This window comes from Deltaproteobacteria bacterium (assembly GCA_013151915.1).
Lineage (GTDB): Bacteria > BMS3Abin14 > BMS3Abin14 > BMS3Abin14 > BMS3Abin14 > BMS3ABIN14.
Map to the genome: position 1 here is coordinate 1 of JAADHJ010000034.1, position 3,902 is coordinate 3,902.

A 3,902-nucleotide genomic window follows, 5' to 3' on the forward strand; every position below is an offset into this window, starting at 1 on the left:
GGCCATTGAGGAGGAGATGGCCAACGCGAAGAACGTCAAGTATCTTGTCAGCAAAGAATGATGACTTTGTAAAAAGTCATCAAGGCGCCCATTTGGGGCGCCCAAATCAACAACTTGCATCGCAAATTGTTGATTTGTAAGGAAAGTGAAAATGACACTTTTCGCTTTCCGTTAAGTAAAAAGCCATGAATGGACTTTTTACGACCCTATCAAAGAATAGATATTAGGTTCATCCGGATAATGCGTACCTTAAATTATTATTTTGCTGTCATTGCGAGGAGCATCGAGGGAGACGAGAGTGACGCGGCAATCCCGGGCGGAGCTGAAAAGATCGTCACGGCGCCCTCCGGCTGCTATGGGATCGCTTCGCATGGGTTACAGCTCGCGATGACGAATGGTGGGGTATGATCCACTCCACATCCAGGTACTCATTTCCCGGATGATCCAGATATTAAGAAAGTCGGTTCATCCTGGAAATGAGTACCTGGACGTGAAACCATGGTGAAATAACTGGCACTTCCTTAAAGTCAATTTACCACAGTCACGCCGATGGCGTGATCGAAGGGCGTGACCGATCGAAGGTCACACCACAGGGCAGCCTCCAAGCGGCTGCACTGTGGTGAAACAATACGTCCTGTCACGGTGCGCCGTTCCTTAACCCCAAGATTTAAGGTTTTATCCGTGGACTCCGTCCATGATGTTCCCCCATTCGCATCAGGATTATCTATGAGTCGCCGACATGAAAAAGAGAGCGGTCCGGACAACGTCCGTATCCACGTTCGCGTGAAGCCAAGGTCATCCAGAGAAGCTATTGAAGGATGGGAAGACGGCGTTCTCGTAGTACGGTTGACCTCGCCGCCGGTTGAGGGCGCGGCGAATACCGCTCTGGTTAAACTCGTATCAAAAACGCTTAAAATAGCACGGAGCAGGATTCGGATCGTATCAGGCGAAAAATCCCGGAATAAGGTCCTGGATGTAAGTGGACTGGCCATGGACGATATCGCTGAGAGGCTCCATTGAAAATCCGTATTCCGCTTATCCTGTTGGTGCTTGCGGCCGTTTTACAGCTGACCGTGGCAACTGCCCCTGCAAAACCTCTGCATGACGATGCCTGGAAGGTTTTGTCGGACCCCCCCGTTGAGGTCAAGTATCGCGGGCGCTCGACCAAACTGGCTGAGGATGTCCTGATGAAAGCCTCCCAATTTCTGGAAGAGGTTTCAGGTTTACTGGGGCTTCCGGTGGGGGGGCCGTATTCGATTTTTCTCGCGGGCAGCAAGGAGGAGTTTGTTTCACTCCAGCCTGCTGCTTCCTCAGCTCCCGAATGGGCGGGCGCCCTTACCTATCCACGCTACGGGGTGGTTATTTTGATGACCCCAGGCGCGCTTGGGGAATCGGGGAGGCAATACTGGTCTCTGCTTGAACACGAGATAGTGCATCTCGTCATGGGTGAGGCGGAGAACAAATGGGATGCCCGGTTTCCGAGGTGGCTTTCCGAAGGCATCGCGACTTTTATCTCGGGAGAAATGGGACTTCCCCGTCTTCTTCGGCTTTCCTGGGCCGAGGTGACCCAAAACACAATTCCACTTGAGTCGCTGAACGTTCGCTTTCCGGAGGATCCCTCCCGGGCGGAGGTCGCTTATGCCCAAAGCTACCTTTTCGTTCAATACCTCATGAGGAGATACGGGAATGACGCCGTGGCAAGGCTTGTCACGGCGTTTTTGGAGAAGGGCAGCATGGCCCAGGCAGTTAACAGCGCCTATAATATTTCCTTTGGTGAGTTGCTGAACGGCTTTCGGCAGTACGCCAGAGTTAAGGCGATGTGGGTGCCGGTCATAACCAGCACGGCTTCGGTATGGGCCCTGATAACCTTGCTGTTTCTATATACCTATGTGGGAAGGCGGGTCAGAGATTACCGCACCCTCAGGCGCTGGGATGATGAGGAAAATTTCGGGAGTCAAACGGGCTTTTCAGAGGATGAGGATAATGATGAGGAACCTCCGCTTATTCATTAAAATAGTCGCAACAGCGCTCGTGCCGGTTTTCCTGCTGCTTCAGACCTCTCCCCTGTTCGCCGCCGGCGGGGTTTTTACCATCGCGATCATCGGTCCGCCATCTCCCCTTCCCGCCGACCTTGGAACAGTATGGACCGAGGCGGTTAACAGGGTAAACGCGGATCCCATGCTTCTGACGAAGGATGAGAAGGTCACTGATAAGATCCTTCTGGACTGGCTGGAGGAGACGAGCGCCCTCGATGAGTCCATCCGGGCGGCAGCCCTCGGTCTGAGGGGTAGGTCCCGTGAAGTTATGGACGATGCCTGGGCATCCTATTACCGTTTTGATTTTCGCGGCTCACTGAACCTGCTGGAAAAAATCACCCCCCTTATCTCCGCCCTTCCCGACACGGCCCTGCAGGCGGACACCCTCTTCGAAAGCCTGCTGCTGGCGGGGATGGACAGGAGGGCACTGGGTGACGATCATTTTGACGATGCTTTTATCGCCGCCGCCGCCATCAGACCTGATGCCTTATTAACCCAGGATCGGTATTCTCCTGAGATTATCGGACGGTTTGAAAAGGCCCGCGGGCGGGTTGTTTCAGGTCCACGGTCGACGATTTCCGTCGAGGGAGACCCGATGGCTTCCCGGGTGGTTATTGACGGTCGGGACATGGGTAAGGCCCCGATCCGGAACCTGGAATTTGCCCCTGGTCCGCATTTCATTGAGGTTCAAAGGCCGGGATACGAGGCGGATCGAAAAAAGATTATCCTCGAAGAGTGGCAGACAATAAAGGTAAGATTTAATCTCGTACCTGCAGGACCAACCGCTCCACCGGAGAGATTTTTCGCCGATCGGGTGATGTCGGGAGATACCGGCTCGCTTGCCCAACTGGCGCAGAAACTGGGAGTTGATTATGTGGTCCTCGGATGGATAGACGAAGACGAATTAAAGGCGACCCTCATCAACAGCGAGGGCTCTCCGGTCTCCCAGGGGATCCTCGCGGCCGGCGGAAAACAGCCCCCGGCCCGGTCGACTCGTTTGCTCTCCATGCTCACACCATTGGAATGGAACAGCAGCAGTGGAACCTCAGCCGACCCGGGCTATTTTCTCAATGTGCCTGAAGCCGGAGGTCTGGGTGAAGAGGTTTCGGATGGATCCCGGGCAGCCGGTCACCTCAGGTGGTACCTTGTTGTAGGTGGAGTTGTCCTGCTGGCTGTGGTCGCCGGTTCCACGCGCGGCGGCGGGACGCAGGTGGAGGTAACCTGGTGACGGTGTTCCATCGGACATTGTTTCGTCTCGTCGTCGTGGCAATCGTCATGGTTGTATCGGCTTGTGGCGGAGAGAACCCGACGGGGAAGCTATCCTTAAACATCACCTTTCCTCAAAATTGGGAGAATCTGCTGGACATGTCGGTGCTTGACGCCCCTGTCGGTACTGCCTACATAGGTACCATCAGAACCATTGTAGATTGCGGGGATACTTCCCAGACCTGGGATTCTCCAGGGAATGACGGCAGCCTGAGTCTCGGAAAACTGGACCTTAAGGGTGGATGCGACATCACGGTGCAGGCCATTACCGGCGGCGTGGTCATCATGGAGAAGACACAGCAGTCCGTCTCCGTTGCGGACGGCGTAGTGAGCAGCCTTGACCTGCAGTTAAGCGAATCCGGAGGATTCGATTTCGCCGGGACGCTCGCCTTTCCCCGAATGTACCACTCGGCCGTTGCCGTCAACAACGATGAGGTCCTTGTCCTGGGCGGCTCCCTTAGCACAAAAAGCATTGAGAGGGTTATCTATTCGAACCAGGGGACGACCACCGCCGCCTTCGGGTGTTCCCTCGTTGATTACAGAACCCGGCAGAAGGCCCTTTATGACCCGGTTTCCAGCCGGGTTTTTGTGTTTTTGGGA

General features: G+C 54.8%; 5 protein-coding genes. All 5 read left to right on the top strand.

Annotated elements, in window-relative coordinates; translation table 11 throughout:
* Nucleotides 1–240 precede the first annotated feature (240 nt).
* Nucleotides 241–408 (top strand): hypothetical protein, encoded by a 168-nt coding sequence (locus tag GXP52_07190; GenBank protein NOY87071.1) that lies wholly within the window; start codon nucleotides 241–243, stop codon nucleotides 406–408.
* Between the two features lie 318 nt (nucleotides 409–726).
* On the top strand, nucleotides 727–1,020 hold the full coding sequence (locus GXP52_07195; protein NOY87072.1) for a YggU family protein: 294 nt from the start codon (nucleotides 727–729) through the stop codon (nucleotides 1,018–1,020).
* The gene (locus GXP52_07200) at nucleotides 1,017–2,012 is read left to right on the top strand and encodes a hypothetical protein (GenBank protein ID NOY87073.1); all 996 of its coding nucleotides are present in this window, start codon (nucleotides 1,017–1,019) and stop codon (nucleotides 2,010–2,012) included. Before GXP52_07195 ends, GXP52_07200 begins: the two co-directional genes overlap by 4 nt.
* Complete coding sequence (locus GXP52_07205; GenBank protein ID NOY87074.1) at nucleotides 1,984–3,264, top strand: PEGA domain-containing protein; 1,281 nt, start codon at nucleotides 1,984–1,986, stop codon at nucleotides 3,262–3,264. Before GXP52_07200 ends, GXP52_07205 begins: the two co-directional genes overlap by 29 nt.
* A partial coding sequence (locus GXP52_07210; GenBank protein NOY87075.1) for a hypothetical protein occupies nucleotides 3,261–3,902 on the top strand: 642 nt, incomplete at its 3' end. The genes GXP52_07205 and GXP52_07210, both read left to right, overlap by 4 nt.